The organism is Gluconobacter sp. GP1 (assembly GCF_032913585.1).
Classification (GTDB): Bacteria; Pseudomonadota; Alphaproteobacteria; order Acetobacterales; family Acetobacteraceae; genus Gluconobacter; species Gluconobacter cerinus.
In genome coordinates, this window is the sequence record NZ_JASGXC010000002.1 from 481,447 (window position 1) to 502,101 (window position 20,655).

Here is a 20,655-nt window from a genome sequence, read left to right on the forward strand (position 1 = left end):
GTAACTGTTACGTTACATTAACCGATACACTGATGAAGTCATGTCGATGCATATTTTTCAAAAGACATTTCTGGCGATTTCCCTGCTCACGGGTCTGGCCTGCTCAACGGCTTATGGCGCAGACATTGGGCGCGAAACCTTGCCGAATGGTTTGCGGGTCGTTGTGGTCCGCAATCCGATCGCCCCTGCCGTCAGCGTACAACTGACCTATATGGTGGGGTCTGCTGAGGCTCCGAAAGGCTTTCCGGGAACAGCTCATGCGCTTGAGCACATGATGTTCCGTGGAACGTCGTCTCTTAGTGGAGACCAGCTTTCAACAGTGATGGGGACGCTAGGGGGGCAGTTCGATGCTTTCACGCAGACGGACCTGACCCGCTATCACTGTCTGATTCCGGCGCAGGATCTGGATGTCGTCCTGCATATGGAAGCGGATCGGATGCAGCATCTTTCATTGGATGCGGGGCAGTGGGCGAAAGAGCGGGGTGCGATTGAGCAGGAAGTTTCGCGGGATCTTTCGAGCCCTGATTTCCGGCTGAAAGAACAAATGAATTCTATTCTGTTTGAAAACAGCGGCTACGATCATTCGCCGTTAGGAACCCGGCTGTCTTTCGAGGCGACAGACGTGAAGCTCCTACGAGATTTTTACAGTAAATGGTATGTGCCCAATAATGCTGTTCTAGTTATCGTCGGGGATGTCGATCCGGTTACGAGCCTGAAGCAGGTTGAACAGATCTTTGGATCTATTCCCGCACAGCCGCTTCCAGAACGCCCGAAGGCTCCTGTTTCGCCGGTTGTTCCCCAGGCCTTGAGTATGCAGTCAAATTATGCGGTCGATGGGGTTACGTTGTTCTGGAGAGGGCCCACTCTCCGCGATAGGGATGCTCCCGCTGCAGTCCTGTTGGACGCAGTTCTTTCGAACCGTCGTGGACCCCTCTACAAATTGGTGCTGCAACATAAGGCGCTGTCGGCGGAATTGGGTATCGCTCGGGGTCTTCACACGGGAACCGTTCAAGCATCTTTGACAATTCCCAGAGGAGGCGACCCAAAGGCGGCTATGGCCCTTCTCAAGACGACACTTACTGAAATTCGGGCCAAGGGTGTATCAGCGGATGTGCTCGATGGTATGAAAAAACGGGTGCTTTCGTCGAAGGCTTTTGAAAAGAACTCCATTGCAGGGCTTGGTAGTCAATGGTCTGCCGCTGTGACAGCAGAGAATGCCGATAGCCCCGATGCTGTCTACGATCGTTTTACAAAAGTGACTGTGCAGGACGTCAATGCTCTGGCGCGTAAACTTCTGGATCCGGAACATGCCGTTGCGGTGACGATGCTTGCATCAGATCATGCGGTTTTGCCAGCAGGAACAGGCTTTGGTGGCGCAGAATCCTTTGGCAGTCAGGCTAGCGCGACAGGGCCGCTGCCTGATTGGGCCAAGCCGATTGAGAATGTTCCCGCGCCCCCAATCTACGACGCGCCGGATGCAGACTTCATGCTTCCAAACGGTCTGCGGGTGCTGGTGCGAACCAGACATATCAGTCCAACGGTATTTTTGTTTGGGTACATAAAGTCCGACCCTGACATGCAGGCCCCAACCGGAAAAGACGGCGTTGCCGCCCTGACAGGTCAGTTGTTTTCGTTTGGCTCAGTTACACGAGACCGGGAAATATTAGAGAAGAATCTGGATGATCTGGCAGCTACTGCAAGAGGTGGGACCAATTTTTCCATTCGAAGTCGGACACAGGATTTCGGTGCTGCCCTTACCATTTTGGCAGACTTGGAACTGCACCCGGCGTTTCCCCAATATGCGTTTGATTTGATACGTCAGAACATGATCCGTCTGCAGGCAGGTGCTGAGCAGATGCCTGCCTATCGTTTTCAGAGAAGCATCACGAACACATTGATGCCGGAAGGTTTTCCTTCTCGTCGCATGCAAACCATGAAGACACTATCGGATCTGACCCGTGAGGATGTGCTATCCTATTACGCGTCCGTCTATCGACCAGATATGACGACGATAGAAGTTGTTGGTGACATTTCCGTCGAAGAGGCACGCAGACAGATCACAGCGGCCTTTGGGGGCTGGAAAGCCAGCGGACCAAAGCCGGATGTGGATTTGCCAGCCCTTCCATTGCGTATGCTTCCGGAAGTCCAGTCCGTCAAAGATTCTGTTCGGTCACAGGATATGGTGATTATCGCACAGGCGAATGCCCACGGATGGACGGACCCTCAGCGTTATAACATGAACTTGGCTGATACCATGTTAACCAAAGGCCCTGACAGTCGCCTGTATCAAGATCTGCGGATCAAAACCGGATATGTTTATACTGTCGAATCAATGGTCTTTGCTCAGAAAAATTTTGGTACCTACAGTGTGGGTTTTGGTGCTGATCCTGGCTCCGTGAAGGTCGCGCGGGAGCATGTTCTGCAAGAGCTGCAAAGCATGGCAGCAATGCCCGTCACTATTGGAGAGTTGAACAGGGCCAAAGCACATGTGATCCGCGAAATGATTATCTCGAACGCGACAATGTTGGCGCCCAGTAGCACGGATGAAAATCTGATATTGCGTGGACTAGGCTGGGAGCATTTGAACGATGCCGCCAAAGCCTATCAGGCTGCGACACCTGAAAGCGTTCAGGCGGCATTCAAAAGCTATATTCGTCCAAATGGGTTTGCGACGTTCATATTGGGGCCGATGCCGGAGGGTCTGAACTGAAACAGCACCAGAAGTCGTTCTGTTTTCGGGCAGATGAGGGTATCAGAACAGAATTCTCAGATGCTCCGAAAGCAGGATATTGCCGCTTGTGAAGAACCGAATTCTGGTCAGTGCCTGTCTGCTGGGTCAGTCAGTCCGATATGATGGCAAGGCAAAGACCCTTCTGCACCCGCTGCTTCAGCAATGGCAGGAAGAGGGGCGTCTGGTTGTGGTCTGTCCTGAACTTGCAGGTGGAATGCCCGTTCCACGCCCCCCGGCGGAAATCGGGGCACGGCAAGATGGCAAAGATGTTCTTCTGGGCGAGGCGCGCGTCACTGACACGTTAGGCGCAGATGTGACGGATGAGTTCGTAGCGGGAGCGCGGATTGCCCTGAACGTCGCGCAGACACAGGGATGTCGGTTTGCGTTACTCATGGAAGGCAGCCCGTCCTGTGGAAGCCAGATGATTTACGACGGCAGTTTCAGCGGGCAGAAACATGCCGGAGCAGGTGTAACGGCTGCGCTGCTCCGCCAGAACGGGATTCAGGTTTTCAGTCAGGACACGATTGAAGATCTGAGGATTGCTGTTCAATTGGCCCATTAAATACTGCTCTGAATGGGGTCAGTGCATTTCCTACCGATTTGTCATCAACCTCCCGTTTGACCCGGCGGCAGGGACGTCTAAATTCAAATTATGAACAGTCAAAATCTCTCAGCGGCCACTGGCCCGTCTGCCCCCTCGGCCGAGAACGGTGCTCCGCCGCGCTGGGACCTGTCCGATCTGTACGCGTCGTTGGACGATCCGGCGATCGAACAGGATTTCGCGACTCTGACATCCTCCGCCAGAGCTTTCAGCGAAACTTGGAAAGGCCAGCTTGGTCAGGCCGATGGTGTTGCTTTGGCGAAGGCATTCGCAGAATATGAGCGGATCGAGGAAGGGCTGGGACGCATCGGTTCCTTTGCCCAGCTAGGTTTTGCCGCTCATACGACAGATCCGGTGTGGGGCCGTTTCACACAGGGCATTCAGGAGCGCGTCACAGACATTTCTGCTGATCTGCTCTTTTTCTCGCTGGAACTGAACCGTCTGGATGACGATGTTCTGGACAACGTGTCAGTTGCGCCAGAAATGACCAAATGGCAGCCGTTCCTGCGGGATCTGCGGGTATTTCGTCCTTATCAGCTCTCGGATGAGGTTGAGCAGGTTCTGATGGACAAGTCCGTAACGGGACGGAGTGCCTGGAACCGGCTGTTCGATGAAACCATGGCCAGCCTGACTGTCACGCTGGATGGGGAGACAAAGCCCCTCGGTGCGGCGTTCAACACTTTGACGAGTGCTGAACGTGACAGGCGTGCCGCAGCAGCAGAGCAGATCAGCGCTGTACTGGCAGACAATTCCCGTCTGCTCACGATGATCACGAACACGCTCGCCAAAGACAAGGCGATCGGGGACAAACTCCGTGGTTATCCGCGCCCGTCCAGCAGCCGTAACCGTGGCAACATGGTCGAGGACGAAGTTGTGGACGCGCTGGTCAGCGCCGTTGATGAGGCTTACCCGCGTCTGTCCCATCGTTATTACGCAATGAAGGCCAAGTGGCTCGGCCTGGACAAGCTGGAGCACTGGGACCGGAATGCGCCCCTGCCGGGCGTGGCTGACACGGTTATTCCGTGGGAGAGCGGCAAACAGATCGTTCTCAATGCCTATACGGGTTTCGACCCCGCGCTTGGAACACTGGTGGACCGCTTCCTGACGCATCCCTGGATTGATGCGGAAGCTGCACCGGGCAAGTCCTCGGGTGCTTTTGCCCACCCCACCGTACCGTCCGTCCATCCCTATATTTTGATGAACTATCATGGTCGCGCCCGCGACGTGATGACGCTGGCTCACGAGCTTGGGCATGGTGTGCATCAGATCCTTGCTGGCCAGAAGCAGGGTTATCTGAACTCCGCGACGCCTCTAACTCTGGCTGAAACAGCGTCTGTCTTCGGTGAGATGTTGACCTTCCAGTCTCTGCTCGACCGGGAAACTGATCCGAAGCGTCGTCGTCATCTTCTGGCAGCGAAAGTGGAGGACATGCTGAACACGGTAGTCCGCCAGATCGCGTTCTATCAGTTTGAGGTTCGCGTGCATGACGAGCGGGCCAAGGGTGAGCTGTCAGCAGAGCAGCTTGGTTCCATCTGGCGCGACGTACAGGAACGAAGCCTCGGTCCGGCGTTCCACTTCACGCCGGATTATGACGCCTATTGGTCTTACATCCCGCACTTCGTGCATTCACCGTTCTATGTGTACGCCTATGCGTTCGGTGACTGCCTGGTGAATGCGCTGTATGGCGTCTATCAGGATCAGCCTGATGGTTTTGCCGACAAATACCGGACCATGCTCGAAGCCGGCGGGACACTTCGCCACAAGGAATTGCTGGCGCCGTTCGGTCTTGATGCGACGGATCCGGGTTTCTGGCGTAAAGGACTGGATGTAATCTCGGGTCTGATTGATCAGCTCGAGCAGGAGGGCTGAGGGCACCATGGCGCGCGATCTCGATAATACCGGTTTGATGGGCGAACTTCGCCGGATGGCTCGGACATCTGGTGCAGTCGGCGGCATCGCTGCGCGCCTGGCTGGAAACCGTCTGGGCATCAAGACGGATAAGGGTGTCCACGCTGAAGGCCTGAAGTCTTCGCTGGGGAATCTGAAGGGGCCGCTCATGAAGGCCGCTCAGCTTCTGTCCACCATTCCCGGCGCTCTGCCGGATGAATATGCGGAAGAATTGGCTCATCTTCAGGCCAATGCGCCCCCGATGGGCTGGAACTTCGTACGTCGTCGAATGACGGCGGAACTGGGTGCTGGCTGGGAAAAGAACTTCCGCTCTTTCAGTCACGAAGCCGTAGCCGCGGCGTCTCTCGGGCAGGTGCATCGGGCCCGTCTGGTTGATGGACGCGAGGTGGCCTGCAAACTCCAGTATCCGGACATGCAGGGCGCGGTGGATTCCGATCTGCGGCAGTTCCGTGCGGCTCTTGGCGTATATAAGCGGTTTGAGACAACGATCCGTCAGGACGAGGTTTATACCGAACTGTCTGACCGGCTTCGGGAAGAGCTGGATTATCGTCGGGAAGCCAGTCATCTGCGTCTGTATCGGGACATGCTGTCTGAAACTCCGACTGTGACCGTTCCGGCCCCTATTGAGGAACTGTCCACCGGGCGTCTTCTGACGATGGACTGGGTTTCTGGTTGTGGCATGAAGGCGGTTCTGGCGTCTGAGGCGACGCAGGAACAGCGGGACGATATGGCGCGGGCGTTGTTCCGGGCCTGGTACACACCGGTTTATCGCTATGGTGTCATTCACGGTGACCCGCATATGGGCAATTTCACCGTGCGCGATGATTACGGTTTGAACCTGCTGGATTTCGGCGCTGTCCGTATCTTCTCCCCTCGCTTTGTTGAGGGCGTGGTAGATCTGTTTGCCGCGCTTCGGGATAACGATGAAGACAGAGCTTTCCACGCCTATAGCAAGTGGGGCTTCGAAGGTCTGTCGCGAGAGACCGCTGAGGTTCTGAACGAGTGGGCTCGTTTCTTCTATCGGCCGCTGATGACAGATCGTGTTTGCTCTATGCAGGAGAGCAATGATCCAGCTGAAGCCAAGCAGGTTTTGGAAAGGGTCTATGACGGGCTGAAACGAACGGGAGGGGTGAAGCTCCCTCGTGAGTTTGTTCTGATGGATCGCTCGGCAATTGGCCTGGGAAGTGCGTTCCTCCGTCTGGGCGCGCGTCTGAACTGGCATCAGATGTTTCAGGAGCTGATTGACGGTTTCGACGTGAATGTTCTGGCAGCGCGTCAGAAAGAAGCCTTGGCTAAGGCCAAAGTACCTCCAGCGCTGTCATCCCTCTAATTAAAAAGGGGCATCTTCCATGCGGAAGACGCCCCTTTTTAAGTTCAGGCCAAGCTAATGACTGAAGAAATTCTCAGCTTATGAACTCGAGAATGGCTTTGGCGCTTTCAGTCCACGGGACTGGCTTGAATTCTGAGCGGACCTGTTCCGTCCAGGCTTTCAGGCCCTCAGTATCTTCAATGGTCTTGCGAATGAGCGTGTAGGCTTCATTGATATTGTCCGGGTTGAAATAGCGGCTCAGCTGGCCCCCAGCTTCAGGAATGGACGTGGTTCCTGATGCCAGACAAGGGCGTCCCATGGACAGGCTTTCCGTCACAGGCAGGCCCCAGCCTTCAAAGAAGGACGGGAAAATCGTGAAACTGCAATCAGCGTAAAGGCGTCGCAGTTCGGCATCTGTAGGGTTCTGGATGAAGCGGATCTTTCCATCCAGCCACTCAGCGTTTTCGAGTTGCTGCATGAGGTCGGAAACCAGCCACCCCTCGCGCCCCGCAAAAACGAGCGTGGGAACATTTTCTGCCGGCATTTCCTCAAGCATTCTCCGCCAGACCCGGAAAAGGAGGGCATGGTTTTTGCGTGCTTCAATGGTGGAAACGAAAAGAACGTATGGTTCCTGTACAATCGGCTCAGGTGCCATAGGGGCGTCGGCAAGACCAAAGCCTGTACCAAGTGGAACGGTCTGGACCGTGACATGAGTGCCCACATCCTGCTCGGCCAGATAAGACTGAACGTCCCGTGCTGTTGCGTCACTGTTGGCAAAAATCATATCCGCCAAAGGTAGGATCGCGCTGTGCCAGGCTTTGAACGTGATGATGATGCCACGATCGCACCATTCGGGATGACGAACGGGAACCAGATCATGCATGAGCATTCCAAACGACATGCGCAGCTCGTCGCGCATCCATCGAATGCTCTGAACATAGTTGGCATGATGCCAAGGGGCGCCGAGAGTCAGGAAAACATCGCCTGGTTGGGCAGCATCCGCCAGCTTGGTGCCCTCGTCGTATTGAGCAGAGGGCTTTTCCTGCTGGCGCTCCTGCATTTTTGCCCGGCCAAGATCCAGTGCAAAATGTCCAAGGGCGCGAGGGACAGTGACAAGCTCTTTAAGCGCCCAGCTTTCTGCTTGCAGGAAAGTAGAAAGAACGTCCTGCGAGGCCACTTTTTCAATCGGTGGGGTAACGGGGAACGAGCCAGCTGAACGAGAAGACCCGTTTTGGGCACTATTACCTTCCATGATTTGCCGAAACAGGGCCTCAATGGAAGACCAATCTACTGTTCGGAAGCCACGGGGGTCCGCAGAGTCTGCCCCACGGCGGACGAACTGGATTTCATGGCCGCGAAGCTCACGCAAAGCAGCACAAATCTCGAAAACGACACGCTGAATTCCGCTCGGTCGACTATGATGCAGGAGATGGAACAGCAGGTCGTCTATATCTACCCAAAGTGTCATGACAGGCCTCCGCTCAGATAAGCAGCGTGGCATGCATCCAACACTGCATCCGCGCTGTCTTCCCATGGCACAGGCTTGAACTGGGTGCGGACCTGCTCCTGCCAGGCCTTCAAACCAGCTCGGTCTTCGATTGTTCCGCGCACAACACGATAGGCGTCATCGAAGTCTTCAGGATCAAAGTAGCGCGTCAGCGGGCCACCAGCTTCGGGAATGGAGGTTGAATTGGATGCCACACAGGGGCGGCCATTCACGAGGCTTTCGGTCACTGGCAGTCCCCAGCCTTCATAAAGCGATGGGAAAAGAGTGAACATGCAGCCGTCATAAAGATGGGCCAGTTCATCGTCACTTGGATCGCGCAGAAGGCGAATTTTTCCGCGCAGCCATTCCGTGTTTTCAAGCTGCTGCATGAGGTCGGAAACCAGCCAACCCACGCGCCCTGCAAAAACGAGCGTTGGCACCTGATCTCTTGGAAGGTCAATGACCATACGCCGCCAGATCCGAAACGCGAGCAGGTGGTTTTTGCGTGCCTCGAGTGTTGAGACAAAAAGGACGTAGCTGTCCTTCGCGGGAAGACCCAGGGGTCTTTCGCCCTCAGCGTGTCGAGGAGGGCCAAAGCCGCTGCCAATTGGAATGGTCTGAACCGGACCCTGTAATGTCAGGCGCTGTTTGCGGGCATACTCTTCAACGCTGCTAGCCGTGGAATGACTGATGGCTAATAGGCGGCCACACTGAGGGAGCGTCGTGTCCAGCCAGTGACGGAAATCGCAAATGAGTGAAAGAGCGCACCATTCTGGCCTGACGGCCGGAATAAGGTCGTAAACAAGGAGAACGGGTTCGACGCCAAAAACCTTGCGAAGGCGCGCCAAGCGCTCCCCAAAATCTGGCTCGGACCATGCCGCACCAAGGATCAGAAAAATATCCCCTGGGCTCGGTGATGCCTCTGGGTGTGCTGCGACATAGGCGGGGGAGGGCGGAGCCACAGGAGCGGGCTGTACAGCAGTTGATGCCGGGCGATGAAGCTTTGAACGCGCGTAACGTTTCAAAAGCTGTAATGCGCGCAACTGATTAACAGCGATATTCAGGAGTGGGCGGGCCAGCTCTGGTGGCAGACTTTCCAAGCGTCGGATAACGGTGTGACGAAAGCTACGCATGAGCGAGCGGGCGTTCTGACGCGTTTTTTTGGCGGCTGTCGTCCGGGGCGGCGTGATTTTTTCTTCCGAACGGATGGAGAAAAGCGCTTCCAGTTCCTCAAAAGTAACTGACGAGAGAAGGCAGGCTTCCTCTTTGCCGCGCCGGGTCAAAACTATCCGACCGATACCTGGCTTTTGGGCGGCCTGCTGCCGGATGACATGCAGTATTTCAAAGACAACGCGCTGAATTCCGCTAGGACGCGCATTGTTTTCGAAGTACTGAAAGATGTCTTCGACGTCGATCCAGATAACGTAATCTTTGTTCATGGGTCCAGGCTAGCTTCAGTTTGGCCGACGGGAACGGCATTCATTCAAATCATTTTGAACGAAGATTGTATGACAAGTGTCGTCCAGTGATCAAGGGCGTGTGCCCAACTTCCAGAGTATCGAGAAGTTGTTATTTATTTCTCGATATTACTTTGATTTTGACACAATTGTTGGATCTGTGGGTGTCGCGATGGAGCAGAAAGCACGTTGCAAGGTGCACAGATGACGGACACGCACCGGTAGTGCGGAGGTAAAGAATTTTTCGCGATGACGCGCTCATTTCAGAAACTTCGTCCTGTCAGACCACATACGATAAACGCAGAAATTTTACGCAAACGGGTATCTGACGGAGCCTAAAAACCCTTATTTACTGGAATGCGCTCATCTGGGAAGCCAGTTCGGAAAGAAGCTGCGGACCAACACGAATACCTTCAATTCCAGCGGCTTCGGCAGCCTGGATGTCCGAAGTCTGGTCTCCGAACATAACGCAGCGCGCGGGGGCTAACTCCCACCGGTTTGATAAGTCGAGTATCATACCTGGCGACGGCTTGCGGTTCGGGCTTTGGCCACGATACCGGTCCACCACAGCTTCCGGATGCATGGGGCAGTATCGCCAGTCATCGACTGTTCCACCATGCTCGCGAATAGTGTCGATCACCCAACTCATAAGCTGTTCAAGGTGGTCCTCAGTATAAAACCCGCGGGCAATTCCAGACTGGTTTGTCACGATGAAAACGTGATGGCCGCTGTCAGTAATCTTCGCGATGGTCCTCAGCACGTCCGGCTCCCATTCGAAGCGATCGCGTGTTCCAACCCAGCCATGATCGCGATTGATCACGCCATCACGATCAAGAAATACCGCTGGACGGAGGAGTGTGGTCGGGAGGTGCCTCTTCGCTTTGGCGCGGTCTTCTGGTCGCCGCACATCCCAAACATCTCCGGGAAGCGACAAACCTTTCAGGACCCCGTGCTTAACAAGGGCGGGTAGGACGTCCTGCTCTAGCGAGCATGCTGCCATCAGATACTGGAATATGGAGTGGTCGAAGAGAAAGATACCGCTCTTTTCAGGGGCAGCCGGATAACTGTACTGTGTTGTTAAAAGAGACGGGGCGACCTTTTCGTCGTCTTCCCCCGGGCAAGCCAAACTCTCTTGATCGTCGCTGTCGTCCGCACGCAGCAATGCCCAGTTTCCTTGTCCGGCATGCGTAAGAAACCGTGCCAGATTGCCTGAAAAGAGAACCTCTCCGTCACAAAAAAGGAAGCATTCCTGAAGGTGCTGACGTGCATGATGGAGCATGCCGCCACTGCCAGCCTGATGAGGTGCTGTTAAAAGAGTAATGTTTGCCGCTTTCGGAAGGCGTGAGCGGATCAACTCAACAGCAGTTTCGAAGTGCAGCCTAGACTGCTCTGTCATCAGCAGTAGGAAATCTTCTATTCCAAAACGCTGCGTTTCGCGCATGAGCCATGCCAGAAACGGTCTATCTCCACACTGCATGAGAGCATGTGGAGGCGTATCTGTTTCACCGTGTGGTTCTGTGGGTTCGAGCAGGAAGACACATTGTCGGACAGGAAAATGGCTCACAGTTGGTGTCCGCTTATGCTCGACCGCAGATAAGGAGGTACAAAGAGTTCAAGCACGGGTTTTTCTGACGTCTGCTTTAGGAACGGTGTATGACTGAAATCACTGTTCTGCAGCAGCTGTGATTGTAGAACATGACTATTCAGTTCCAGCACGTTCTAAGCAATCTGTGTAAATATCACTCAACGTTTGCTCCCACGGGATACGAGGCGCCCATGAGAGAAGCTGTCTGGCTAAGGACCCATCACCGCGGGCGACTGGCGTGTCTGAAGGGCGCAGACGGTTTGGGTCCGTGAGAATGTCGGCCTTGATCCCGCTGAGGGCGATGAGGTCATCCAGAATGGAACGAATTGAGCGTGTTTGTCCGGAACAGAGGTTGAGGATTTTACCGCGTTCTAGAGCGTTGTCTGGCATCAGGGCGTCAAGATAAGCATCACAGACATCCCGTACATCCAGAAAATCACGTTGGGCTTCCAGGTTCCCTACGCGGATTTCTGGGGCCTGAAGCCCTTTGGCAATGCGGGCGATCTGTAAGGCGAAAGCCGGAACGACAAAGTCGGCTGACTGGTTCGGGCCAGTATGATTGAACGGTCGCATCCGGATGACATTCAAGCCCTCCTTTGCCATAGCGCCCAGTGCCAGATCTGCGGCGGCCTTGGTGGCGGCATAGGTATTGCCAGGAGCAAGAGCGGCATCTTCTGCGACGGGAGTTCCGCGTTGGAAGGTGGAGCCATAGGCTTCAGCCGTTGACGCAAACAGAAGTCGGCCCTGCGGAGCATGACGCTGCATGCTTCGTGCAACATGGAGCGTGCCCTGCAGGTTGACCTGCCAGGCATGATCGGGGTCCTGCCTGGCGTTTCCAATGCTTGAGATGGCTGCCAGATGAATGCAGTGATCTGGTTTGCTGGTTGCTACAGCCGCATCGACGGCTTTTGCATCCCGAATGTCCGGACTGGACGGAAGGATCTCGCTTTGCGGAAAGCGAGCCTTCAGTCGGTTTTTTAAATGCTGCCCGACAAAGCCCCGCTGGCCCGTAACAAGAATACGCATGAAGCGTCCTTAAATGGCCGTTCGGTTGCGATGGCGGGCCAGGTCAGCGTCCACCATTTCGGCAACCATGCTTTCAAGGGTTGTCTCAGCTTCCCAGCCAAGAACGCGCTTGGCTTTGCCAGCATCCCCCAAGAGAACTTCTACTTCAGCGGGGCGCAGGAAAGCCGGGTTTGTGACCACATGGTCTTCGTAGTTCAGGCCAGCGTAAGAGAACGCGATGCGGCACAGGTCGCGAATGCTCGTCGTGCGACCGGTCGCGACGACATAGTCGTCCGGGGTGTCCTGCTGAAGCATAAGATGCATGGCGCGAACGTAATCGCGGGCATGGCCCCAGTCCCGTGTTGCGTCCAGGTTTCCGAGCGGGAGCTCTTTCGCAAGACCCAACTTGATGCGCGCTACGCCGTCCGTAACTTTGCGGGTTACGAATTCAATGCCGCGAAGGGGGCTCTCGTGGTTGAAGAGGATGCCCGACGATGCATGCATCCCGAAGCTTTCACGATAATTCACCGTCATCCAGTGAGCGTACAGCTTGGCAACTGCATAGGGAGAGCGGGGATAGAATGGGGTGTTTTCGTTCTGAACCGGCTGCTGGATCAGGCCATACATTTCAGACGAAGACGCCTGATAAAATCTGGCCTTGCTCTGAACAATGCGAGCTGCTTCCAGAACATTGACAGCGCCAATGCCCGTTACGTTCCCAGTGAGGAGCGGTTGCTGCCAGGACGCAGCAACAAAACTTTGGGCGGCTAGATTGTAAATCTCGTCCGGTCGGACGGTTTCCATGATGCGGATCAGGGAAGAAAGATCCGTCAGGTTCCCATCAACCAGCTCAACATCGTCAATAATTCCGAGCCAGCGAAGTCTTTCTCCGACAACATCGGCTGAGGCGGAGCGACGCAGAAGACCTACAACGCGGTAGCCCTTTTTAAGCAGAAGCTGGCTGAGATATGCACCGTCCTGGCCAGTGATTCCTGTGATGAGCGCTGTAGTCATGGTTTTCCTGATCCCGGTTTCGGTCCCGATCCGCGACTGTCTTCCGGCCGCATGAGTTCGTGGTGGGTTAGCGCTTCAGCCTCAAGACGGTCAATGCGTGAGCGCACTCTGGTGTCTTCGGCAAAGGTGGCAATTTAATGGGAGCACGAATGGATGCCCCCATTGAGGAAAGGAATATAAAGCTCGCCTCAATCGCCTCAATCGCCGCAACAGCATGAAGAGGCTCAGAAAATCTCTTTGATCAGATCATTGCCGATGCTGAAGCCTGCACCAGCTTCTACGGACCGTGCAAAGCCTGAATTAAGGATATTCGAGAAAAATCCGTTATCCTGCGCTTGCCCAACAACCTGCACAAGAGGTTGAGCATCGTATGGGGATTGAGCGGTCGCCATCGGCTGCTGGTTTGAAGCCGCATTGGTAAGGGCTGCGTGCAATTGCTGAAGCAGGTTTGTGACCTGTTGCTGTTCAGCCTGAAAAGAGAGCGCCAACTCCCGCAGGTCCAAAGACCACTCGCGGGCCTGCATGTCCCCGGTTTGAGCCGCGGTCTGCATCTTTGCTCCCAGCGCCTGGAGCGCCTGCGCAGACTGCTGGGCCTGCTGCTGAAGCTGATTATACGTCTGTTCGATCGTCTGGACGTCCATGATCGGTCTTCCTTCAGAAATATGCTGGTCTGCATAGCGCGGGAAAACAAGTTTCACTATCCATTTTTAGAAATGTTATGTCATGAATGATATTTCATCACTTGCCCTACTGGGAAAATGCGGCTGTGGCGGATGTCAGAATGCGGGGCAGCAAGAGCTTGCCCGGTCGGGGCAGAGCAGTTGGTTTAGGCATCTTAAGTGCAATCGTCCTGCATGGTGCTATGGCGCGAGCCCAGCCTGTCAGCACGTTTGCGAGCATGCCGATATTGTCTGCAAAGGATTTGTCTTTTTCCGCCACATCACAGCCGGACGGTGTGAAAGGCGAGGTCATTCAGGTGCAGGGCCGTAAGTCGATAATGCGGCCTGCTGTGAAAGAACCATTGATGCGTCAGTTTTCTGATGGGCATACGGAGCGTGATGTTCAGGTCTGGCCCGGAGTTCGCGTTCATGTGCGGCTAGGTGCTGATATCGATCATGATCCTGTCACAGGCGCGAATTTAAAGGCTTTTGGGGAGGCTTACGAAAGTTCATCCCCTCTCGTTCGGCATTAGACTGGTAGTCGGTTTCAGGAATTCTTTGCGAAGAACGAAACGACAGGCCCGGTGAGACGCTCTTGTGATGTTCCCGTTTCTTTCCCATCTTGGACCCTATGGCCAAAAAACCTTCCGCGCTCCGCAATGCGACCGAAATGCCCCTGACGGCATTCATCCCTGAAAAGCAGCCCACCAAGGCGAAGACGCGGAAGTTTGTGGTCAAAGCTGACTATGAGCCCGCAGGGGATCAGCCGACTGCAATCGGGGAACTTGTTCAGGGTGTAGAGGCCGGAGAGCGGGATCAGGTTCTGCTTGGTGTGACGGGGTCGGGCAAGACGTTCAGTATGGCCAAGGTCATTGAGCGGACACAGAAACCTACCCTGATCCTTGCGCCAAACAAGACGCTGGCTGCCCAGCTTTACGGCGAGATGCGGCAGTTTTTTCCTGATAATGCCGTCGAATATTTTGTCTCGTACTACGACTACTATCAGCCTGAAGCCTACGTTCCACGGTCAGATACGTATATCGAGAAAGACAGCCAGATCAACGAACAGATCGACCGGATGCGCCATGCGGCAACGCAGGCTCTGCTGGAGCGAAATGACGTTATCATCGTTGCGTCCGTATCCTGCATTTACGGTATCGGTTCGGTTGAAACGTACTCGAAGATGGTCGTCCGGCTTGAGGTGGGCGGCGAGATTGATCGCGAGAAGCTCATCAAAGCCCTTGTTGAGCTTCAGTATCGTCGCAACGATGCGGCCTTTGAGCGCGGGACATTCCGTGTGCGTGGCGAACAGATCGACATTTTCCCCGTGCAGAATGAAGACCGCGCTTGGCGTGTCTCTCTGTTCGGGGACGAAATCGATCAGATCACCGAGTTTGACCCTCTGACGGGAAACAAAACGGCGGATCTGGCTGAAATCAGTGTTTACGCAAATTCCCATTATGTGACACCACGACCAACGCTGAATCAGGCGATGATCGGGATCAAGAACGAGCTTCGGCAGCGGCTTGCGCAGTTTACCGAAGAAGGGAAGTTGCTGGAGGCAGAGCGCTTGTCGCAGCGGACGACGTTTGATCTGGAAATGATTGAAACGACGGGGGCGTGCAAAGGCATTGAGAACTACTCCCGTTACCTCTCGGGCCGTGGTCCCGGTGATCCGCCGCCGACGTTGTTCGAATATCTACCGGAAGATGCTCTTCTGATTGTAGATGAGAGCCACGTCACAGTGCCACAGATCGGCGGCATGGAACGAGGGGACAGGGCGCGGAAGTCCGTGCTGTCTGACTTTGGATTCCGGCTGCCATCCTGCATTGATAATCGCCCGCTCGCCTTTGGTGAGTGGAATGCTTTCCGGCCGCAAAGTATCTTCGTCTCGGCAACGCCCGGTCCGTGGGAAATGGAACAGACGGGAGGTGTGTTTGCCGAGCAGATCATTCGTCCGACAGGTCTGATTGATCCGGTAACAGATGTGAAGCCTGTGGAAGGTCAGGTTGATGATCTGCTGCACGAAGCGCGTGAGACGATTGCCAAGGGCGGACGCATTCTTGTCACAACGCTGACCAAGCGGATGGCGGAAGATCTGACGGATTATCTGGGGGAAGCGGGGATCAAAGTGCGTTATCTGCATTCTGATGTGGATACGCTGGAGCGGATCGAGATTATTCGTGATCTGCGTCTGGGTGCTTTTGATGTTCTGGTCGGGATCAACCTGCTGCGAGAGGGTCTCGACATTCCGGAATGTGCCCTCGTTGCCATTCTGGATGCAGACAAGGAAGGCTTCCTGAGATCTCGGACATCGTTGATCCAGACAATCGGCCGTGCAGCCCGTAACGTGGACGGTCGAGTTCTGCTGTATGCGGACAAGATGACGGACAGCCTCAAATTCGCGATTGAGGAAACCGCTCGGCGACGCGCAAGGCAGACCGAGTGGAACGACGCTCATGGGATTACGCCTATGACGGTTCGTTCCAAGATTGGTGATGCGCTGTCGTCTATCTTTGAGCAGGACTACGTCACTGTTGCGCCTGACGATGCTGGCGACACGGAAGAATTCGTTGGCAAGTCTCTGCCTGTTACGATTCAGGAGTTGGAAAAGCGGATGCGCGAAGCCGCCGCCAATCTGGACTTCGAGCAGGCTGCCCGGCTGCGTGATGAGGTGCGGCGTCTGGAAGCTATTGATATGGGCTTGGAGCCACCGCCGCTGGCAACGTCCACCGCCGGGCGACCCGGGGGCGGGAAAAAGCCAAAAGGCCCAACGCCCCTCGGGCCGGGCGGCGGAGGCTATGACCCAAACAAGCGCAAACGTGGTGGGCGTCGCTGATCCGGCTATATGAGGGCCCCGGGTTGCCCATGACCGACCGCCATTATCAGGATTGCAGACTGTCATGATTGAACTGAGTTGCGGCAAGAGCCGGCTCACTATTCTTCCCGAAACAGGAGGCTCTGTCGGCCTCTGGCAGCGGGATGAAAAAGATATTTTTCTTCCAACCCCGAATGATGCTTTGCGCGCACTGAACGGAGTAGCAGTCGGTGCGTATCCTCTGATTCCGTATTCAAATCGTATTGCCAATGGGCGCTTTTCGTTCAGCGGCCAGAGTTATGATCTGGCTCCGAACATGGCGGATCATCCGCACACGATTCACGGCAATGCCTGGGAGCAGGCCTGGACTGTTGCTCATCAAGGGGAAAGCCATGCGGTACTGACGCTCGATCACGTCCCGCAGGACAATGATCAAGCGTGGCCTTTCGCCTATCGTGCTGCCCTGTCTTACCAACTGACAGACGCAGGTTTGGACGTGCAGATGGCCATTGAAAATCGGGGTGAGGCGGAGCAGCCAGTCGGGTTTGGTTTTCATCCATTTCTCGCCGCAGATGAAAACGCAACGCTGTCATTTGATGCTGAAAAGGTCTGGCTGACGTCTCCGGATGGTTTGCCTGTGCAGGGTGCTCCCTGTGACGGGGAGTGGTCTTTTCATACGCCCAAGCCCGCTCATGATCGTTTTATCGATAACTGCTTTGCAGGTTTTGGCGGGCGGGTTGTTTTGAAGCGTCCGGACGATGGGCTGGCAGTGACGGTTGAGGCGGATTCAATCTTCAAGCATCTGGTCGTCTTTACCTCCTCGGATAGCCCGTTTGTCGCTGTGGAACCCGTCACGAACATGACGGACGCCATTAATCAGACTGATGTTGTCGCCAGCGGGCTGCATCTCCTCAAACCGAAAACACGGATTGGTGGTCGGATGCGCTTTCGGGTTCAGGCGCTCTGATGTCTGAAAAAACACCACTCTCTCATTATCTCTCCCCGCGCGGTGCGGAGGTGATGCGAGCTGAACTCAAGGAACTGGCGCAGAAAGAGCGTCCGCGCATTGTCGAAATCGTCTCCTGGGCCGCAGGCAATGGGGATCGATCTGAGAATGCCGATTATCAGTACGGCAAACGCCGATTGCGGGAGATCGACCGGCGTTTGCGGTTCCTGGGAAAAAGACTTGAAAATGCGGTCATCGTTGATCCAGCGGCGCAGACCACGCGGGATCGGGTCTTTTTTGGCGCGACCGTGACTTATGTCGATGAGGACGATGTCGAACACACCGTAACGATCCTCGGTGTGGACGAGTCGGACTTGGTGCGAGGGGAGGTCAGTCTCATTTCACCCATCGCACGTGCCCTGATGCGAACCCGTGTCGGGGATGTGGCCATATTGCAGACGCCTCGTGGTCCTGTCGAAATCGAAATTCTCAAAATCACTTATCCTGAGTCACAGGGTTGAAAGAGGGCGTCGTGCAATCTGAACCGCGTGTTGGATGTGGCGCTGCCATTCTCGTGGATGGAAAGCTTCTGCTGATTCGTCGCAAAAAGTCGCCCGAAGCCGGATGCTGGGGACTGCCGGGCGGTAAAGTAGATCTGTTTGAGCCCGTTTCGCATGCTGTCGAACGGGAAGTTGCGGAAGAGCTTGGCATTACGATCCAGGCTCGGGACATGCTGTGTCTGGTTGAGCAGTCTGATCGTGAGAGCGGTACGCATTGGATCGCCCCCGTTTATCTGGTGACGAAACTGACCGGAACGCCGACGCTCATGGAGCCAGAAAAGCATAGTGATTTTGGCTGGTTTCCTTTGGGTGAGCTTCCCTCTCCCCTGACCACACCGACAGTGCAGGCTATGGCCGCTTTGCGTAGCCGGGCCGACATCTTTTGAGAGCGAGCTGTGGGTGGCTTTGAAAAAGCTATTCTGGCCGCTACAGAATAAAATCCCATTTTTCCTTAGCCGGAGTTTCCGACATGTCCCGCTCACTCCGGGTCGCCGTACAGATGGACCCGTTAGAACAGGTCAACATCGATGGCGACTCCACTTTTGCCCTCATGCTTGAAGCGCAGGCGCGTGGACACGAGCTCTGGGTTTATCCTGTAACCACGCTCAGTCTGATTGAAGGCCAGGGCAAGGGCGGCCGTCTTCAGGCGCGCGCGCGCCGGGTCGAGGTTCGCCGTGTCCGTGGAGATCATGCGACGTTTGGTGAAGAAGAAATTCTTCCACTGGGCGAGACCGATGTGATCCTGATGCGGCAGGACCCGCCGTTTGATATGGGATACATCACCGCGACCCATATGCTTGAGCACGTTCATGGGGTGGGCGAGGGGCTCTCACTTGTCGTGAACGATCCAGTCGCCGTTCGGAATGCGCCTGAAAAGCTGCTTGTCACGCATTTCCCACACCTTATGCCGCCGACATTGGTTGCATGGGATAGTCGGGATATTCTGGCATTCCGCGAGCAGCACAAGGACATCATCGTCAAGCCGCTTTACGGCAATGGTGGCGCCGGAATTTTCCGCATCAAGCCGGATGATGAAAATCTGAAGGCTCTGCTGGAAATGCACTTCGCCCGCACCAACGAACCGTTGATGATCCAGCGCTATGAGCCCGCCGTGCGCCTTGGAGACAAGCGCATTATTCTTGTGGATGGTACGCCCATCGGTGCGATTAACCGCGTTCCAGCTACAGGGGAAGCGCGGTCAAACATGCATGTTGGCGGCCGTGCAGAACGGGTGGAACTGACGGAGCGCGATCGGGAGATCTGTGATTCGATCGGTCCGTACCTTCGAGACCACGGCCTGATTTTTGTTGGTATTGACGTGATCGGGGACTGGCTCACGGAGATTAATGTCACATCCCCGACCGGGCTCCAGGAGTTGGACCGGTTCGAGGGCATTAACAGTGCCGGGCTGGTTTGGGACGCGATTGAGCGGCGCTACCCGTCCTGAAGTGACGGAGCAAGAAAGACGTCTGAGCGGTACAGCTCAGGCGTCTTTTTTTTCTGTTTCAGCTGACGCCGCATCATAGCGGATGGGAAGTTGCAACTCGGGCGTAGGCTCGTCCTGCGGTTCCGGTGCCTTGTCCTTTACAAAACGGTTATCCCACCATTCCGTAATTTGTCCCCGAAAATGAAACACGTAGACACCGCCCCATGTAACGAGGCAGAGCAGGATCAGCAGGAAATTCAGCATCCGGGACCTCCAAAACGGTGAAAAACGGGTAACTCGCCCGTCATCCGCAACGCGTGTCTTGCCAGATGCATGTCTGGAAGGGCAAGAAGGACCCAACTGAACGAAGTTTCCGGACAAGCTCTCCAGTCTTGATGGGGAGCGGACACAGAAGGTCGCATATATTATGTCTTCAACCCTCTCCCCGCGTTCTGCACTGGATGCGGAGGCCGTCAAGGCGGCCTATCGTCGATGGGCGCGAGTTTACGATACTGTTTTTGGTGGTATCTCCGGCTATGGACGCAAGAGGGCTGTTGAAGCCGTAAACGCCCTCCCAGGAGAGCGGGTTCTTGAAGTTGGCGTTGGGACAGGCCTCGCGCTGCCGTCATATTCTCCGGATAAACGCATTACCGGCATTGATCTGTCGGAAGACATGCTTGACCGTGCCCGCCAGCGCGTTCTTCAGGACCGTCTGACCAACGTCGACGATTTGCTGGAAATGGATGCGGAAGCCACGACTTTCGAAGACAACAGCTTTGATATTGCCGTTGCAATGTTCGTCGCGTCCGTCGTTCCACACCCTGACCGTCTTCTTGCCGAACTGAAGCGTGTTGTTCGTCCGGGTGGTCACATCCTGTTTGTGAACCACTTTCTTGCAACAGGTGGCCTGCGTCTGACGGTAGAGCGCGGCATGGCCCGTGCCTCGCGTTCCCTCGGCTGGCATCCGGACTTCGCAATCGAGTCTCTTCTGCCACCAGAAGACCTGAAACGCGCGACTATGACGCCCGTTCCGCCTGCCGGGCTGTTTACACTCGTGACATTGCCGCAATGCGAGAGTAAAAGCGACGCCGCAGCCCTGGTCGCCTGATCGGCGTATGGCTCCGGTTAAGCCGGCGCCGAGTATTCCGAC

The 20,655-nt window shown here is 55.4% G+C and carries 19 protein-coding genes; 11 read left to right on the forward strand and 8 right to left on the reverse strand.

Annotation, left to right across the window (positions count from 1 at the left end; translation table 11 throughout):
* Positions 1-40: 40 nt before the first annotated feature.
* The 4 genes from R5H23_RS06805 to R5H23_RS06820 all read left to right on the forward strand — a co-directional run bounded on the left by R5H23_RS06805 (position 41) and on the right by R5H23_RS06820 (position 6,570).
* Positions 41-2,710: a pitrilysin family protein gene (locus R5H23_RS06805; protein WP_317214898.1), complete on the forward strand. Its 2,670-nt coding sequence runs from the start codon at positions 41-43 to the stop codon at positions 2,708-2,710.
* Positions 2,711-2,798: 88 nt separating this feature from the next.
* On the forward strand, positions 2,799-3,293 hold the full coding sequence (locus tag R5H23_RS06810; RefSeq protein ID WP_317214899.1) for a DUF523 domain-containing protein: 495 nt from the start codon (positions 2,799-2,801) through the stop codon (positions 3,291-3,293).
* Between the two features lie 90 nt (positions 3,294-3,383).
* A complete protein-coding gene (locus R5H23_RS06815; protein WP_317214900.1) occupies positions 3,384-5,201 on the forward strand; it encodes a M3 family oligoendopeptidase in 1,818 nt (605 codons plus the stop codon).
* 7 nt (positions 5,202-5,208) lie between these two features.
* Positions 5,209-6,570, forward strand: coding sequence for an AarF/ABC1/UbiB kinase family protein (locus R5H23_RS06820; RefSeq protein ID WP_317214901.1), 1,362 nt, complete (start codon positions 5,209-5,211; stop codon positions 6,568-6,570).
* 73 nt (positions 6,571-6,643) lie between these two features.
* Here R5H23_RS06820 and R5H23_RS06825 read toward each other — a convergent pair whose 3' ends face one another.
* The 7 genes from R5H23_RS06825 to R5H23_RS06855 all read right to left on the reverse strand — a co-directional run bounded on the left by R5H23_RS06825 (position 6,644) and on the right by R5H23_RS06855 (position 14,068).
* Positions 6,644-8,017 (reverse strand): glycosyltransferase family 1 protein, encoded by a 1,374-nt coding sequence (locus R5H23_RS06825; protein ID WP_317214902.1) that lies wholly within the window; start codon positions 8,015-8,017, stop codon positions 6,644-6,646.
* The gene (locus R5H23_RS06830) at positions 8,014-9,474 is read right to left on the reverse strand and encodes a glycosyltransferase family 1 protein (protein ID WP_317214903.1); all 1,461 of its coding nucleotides are present in this window, start codon (positions 9,472-9,474) and stop codon (positions 8,014-8,016) included. The genes R5H23_RS06825 and R5H23_RS06830 overlap by 4 nt, the downstream gene beginning before the upstream one ends.
* Before the next feature lie 367 nt (positions 9,475-9,841).
* Positions 9,842-11,056: an HAD-IIIA family hydrolase gene (locus tag R5H23_RS06835; RefSeq protein WP_317214904.1), complete on the reverse strand. Its 1,215-nt coding sequence runs from the start codon at positions 11,054-11,056 to the stop codon at positions 9,842-9,844.
* A 135-nt stretch (positions 11,057-11,191) separates the two neighbouring features.
* Positions 11,192-12,103, reverse strand: coding sequence for a GDP-mannose 4,6-dehydratase (locus R5H23_RS06840; RefSeq protein WP_317214905.1), 912 nt, complete (start codon positions 12,101-12,103; stop codon positions 11,192-11,194).
* Between the two features lie 9 nt (positions 12,104-12,112).
* The gene (locus tag R5H23_RS06845; RefSeq protein ID WP_099210418.1) at positions 12,113-13,096 is read right to left on the reverse strand and encodes a GDP-mannose 4,6-dehydratase; all 984 of its coding nucleotides are present in this window, start codon (positions 13,094-13,096) and stop codon (positions 12,113-12,115) included.
* Positions 13,097-13,320: 224 nt separating this feature from the next.
* Positions 13,321-13,737, reverse strand: coding sequence for a hypothetical protein (locus R5H23_RS06850; protein WP_317214906.1), 417 nt, complete (start codon positions 13,735-13,737; stop codon positions 13,321-13,323).
* A 106-nt stretch (positions 13,738-13,843) separates the two neighbouring features.
* The gene (locus tag R5H23_RS06855) at positions 13,844-14,068 is read right to left on the reverse strand and encodes a hypothetical protein (RefSeq protein WP_317214907.1); all 225 of its coding nucleotides are present in this window, start codon (positions 14,066-14,068) and stop codon (positions 13,844-13,846) included.
* 52 nt (positions 14,069-14,120) lie between these two features.
* On the opposite strand from R5H23_RS06855, the gene R5H23_RS06860 reads away from it, so the two are divergent.
* The 6 genes from R5H23_RS06860 (at position 14,121) to gshB (ending at position 19,526) form a co-directional block, all read left to right on the forward strand.
* Entirely contained in the window at positions 14,121-14,288 is a 168-nt protein-coding gene (locus R5H23_RS06860) for a hypothetical protein (RefSeq protein ID WP_317214908.1), read from the forward strand.
* 98 nt (positions 14,289-14,386) lie between these two features.
* Complete coding sequence (gene uvrB / locus R5H23_RS06865; protein ID WP_086634559.1) at positions 14,387-16,594, forward strand: excinuclease ABC subunit UvrB; 2,208 nt, start codon at positions 14,387-14,389, stop codon at positions 16,592-16,594.
* A 64-nt stretch (positions 16,595-16,658) separates the two neighbouring features.
* Positions 16,659-17,540: an aldose 1-epimerase gene (locus R5H23_RS06870; protein ID WP_317214909.1), complete on the forward strand. Its 882-nt coding sequence runs from the start codon at positions 16,659-16,661 to the stop codon at positions 17,538-17,540.
* Positions 17,540-18,040 (forward strand): transcription elongation factor GreB, encoded by a 501-nt coding sequence (greB, locus tag R5H23_RS06875; RefSeq protein ID WP_317214910.1) that lies wholly within the window; start codon positions 17,540-17,542, stop codon positions 18,038-18,040. Before R5H23_RS06870 ends, greB begins: the two co-directional genes overlap by 1 nt.
* Before the next feature lie 11 nt (positions 18,041-18,051).
* Positions 18,052-18,465 (forward strand): NUDIX domain-containing protein, encoded by a 414-nt coding sequence (locus tag R5H23_RS06880; protein WP_211500070.1) that lies wholly within the window; start codon positions 18,052-18,054, stop codon positions 18,463-18,465.
* Positions 18,466-18,548: 83 nt separating this feature from the next.
* Entirely contained in the window at positions 18,549-19,526 is a 978-nt protein-coding gene (gene gshB, locus R5H23_RS06885; RefSeq protein WP_064273979.1) for a glutathione synthase, read from the forward strand.
* A gap of 36 nt (positions 19,527-19,562) precedes the next feature.
* On the opposite strand, the gene R5H23_RS06890 is transcribed toward gshB, so the two are convergent.
* The gene (locus R5H23_RS06890) at positions 19,563-19,769 is read right to left on the reverse strand and encodes a hypothetical protein (RefSeq protein ID WP_086634556.1); all 207 of its coding nucleotides are present in this window, start codon (positions 19,767-19,769) and stop codon (positions 19,563-19,565) included.
* 163 nt (positions 19,770-19,932) lie between these two features.
* On the opposite strand from R5H23_RS06890, the gene R5H23_RS06895 reads away from it, so the two are divergent.
* Complete coding sequence (locus R5H23_RS06895; protein ID WP_046899684.1) at positions 19,933-20,613, forward strand: class I SAM-dependent methyltransferase; 681 nt, start codon at positions 19,933-19,935, stop codon at positions 20,611-20,613.
* Positions 20,614-20,655: the final 42 nt, after the last annotated feature.

Coding starts and splice junctions, on each gene's coding strand:
- R5H23_RS06805 (WP_317214898.1), top strand. CDS start 41: ATGTCGATGCATATTTTTCAAAAGACATTTCTGGCGATTTCCCTGCTC.
- R5H23_RS06815 (WP_317214900.1), top strand. CDS start 3,384: ATGAACAGTCAAAATCTCTCAGCGGCCACTGGCCCGTCTGCCCCCTCG.
- R5H23_RS06820 (WP_317214901.1), top strand. CDS start 5,209: ATGGCGCGCGATCTCGATAATACCGGTTTGATGGGCGAACTTCGCCGG.
- R5H23_RS06825 (WP_317214902.1), bottom strand. CDS start 8,017: ATGACACTTTGGGTAGATATAGACGACCTGCTGTTCCATCTCCTGCAT.
- R5H23_RS06830 (WP_317214903.1), bottom strand. CDS start 9,474: ATGAACAAAGATTACGTTATCTGGATCGACGTCGAAGACATCTTTCAG.
- R5H23_RS06840 (WP_317214905.1), bottom strand. CDS start 12,103: ATGCGTATTCTTGTTACGGGCCAGCGGGGCTTTGTCGGGCAGCATTTA.
- R5H23_RS06845 (WP_099210418.1), bottom strand. CDS start 13,096: ATGACTACAGCGCTCATCACAGGAATCACTGGCCAGGACGGTGCATAT.
- R5H23_RS06850 (WP_317214906.1), bottom strand. CDS start 13,737: ATGGACGTCCAGACGATCGAACAGACGTATAATCAGCTTCAGCAGCAG.
- R5H23_RS06855 (WP_317214907.1), bottom strand. CDS start 14,068: ATGACCTCGCCTTTCACACCGTCCGGCTGTGATGTGGCGGAAAAAGAC.
- R5H23_RS06860 (WP_317214908.1), top strand. CDS start 14,121: ATGCGTCAGTTTTCTGATGGGCATACGGAGCGTGATGTTCAGGTCTGG.
- uvrB (WP_086634559.1), top strand. CDS start 14,387: ATGGCCAAAAAACCTTCCGCGCTCCGCAATGCGACCGAAATGCCCCTG.
- R5H23_RS06870 (WP_317214909.1), top strand. CDS start 16,659: ATGATTGAACTGAGTTGCGGCAAGAGCCGGCTCACTATTCTTCCCGAA.
- greB (WP_317214910.1), top strand. CDS start 17,540: ATGTCTGAAAAAACACCACTCTCTCATTATCTCTCCCCGCGCGGTGCG.
- gshB (WP_064273979.1), top strand. CDS start 18,549: ATGTCCCGCTCACTCCGGGTCGCCGTACAGATGGACCCGTTAGAACAG.
- R5H23_RS06890 (WP_086634556.1), bottom strand. CDS start 19,769: ATGCTGAATTTCCTGCTGATCCTGCTCTGCCTCGTTACATGGGGCGGT.
- R5H23_RS06895 (WP_046899684.1), top strand. CDS start 19,933: ATGTCTTCAACCCTCTCCCCGCGTTCTGCACTGGATGCGGAGGCCGTC.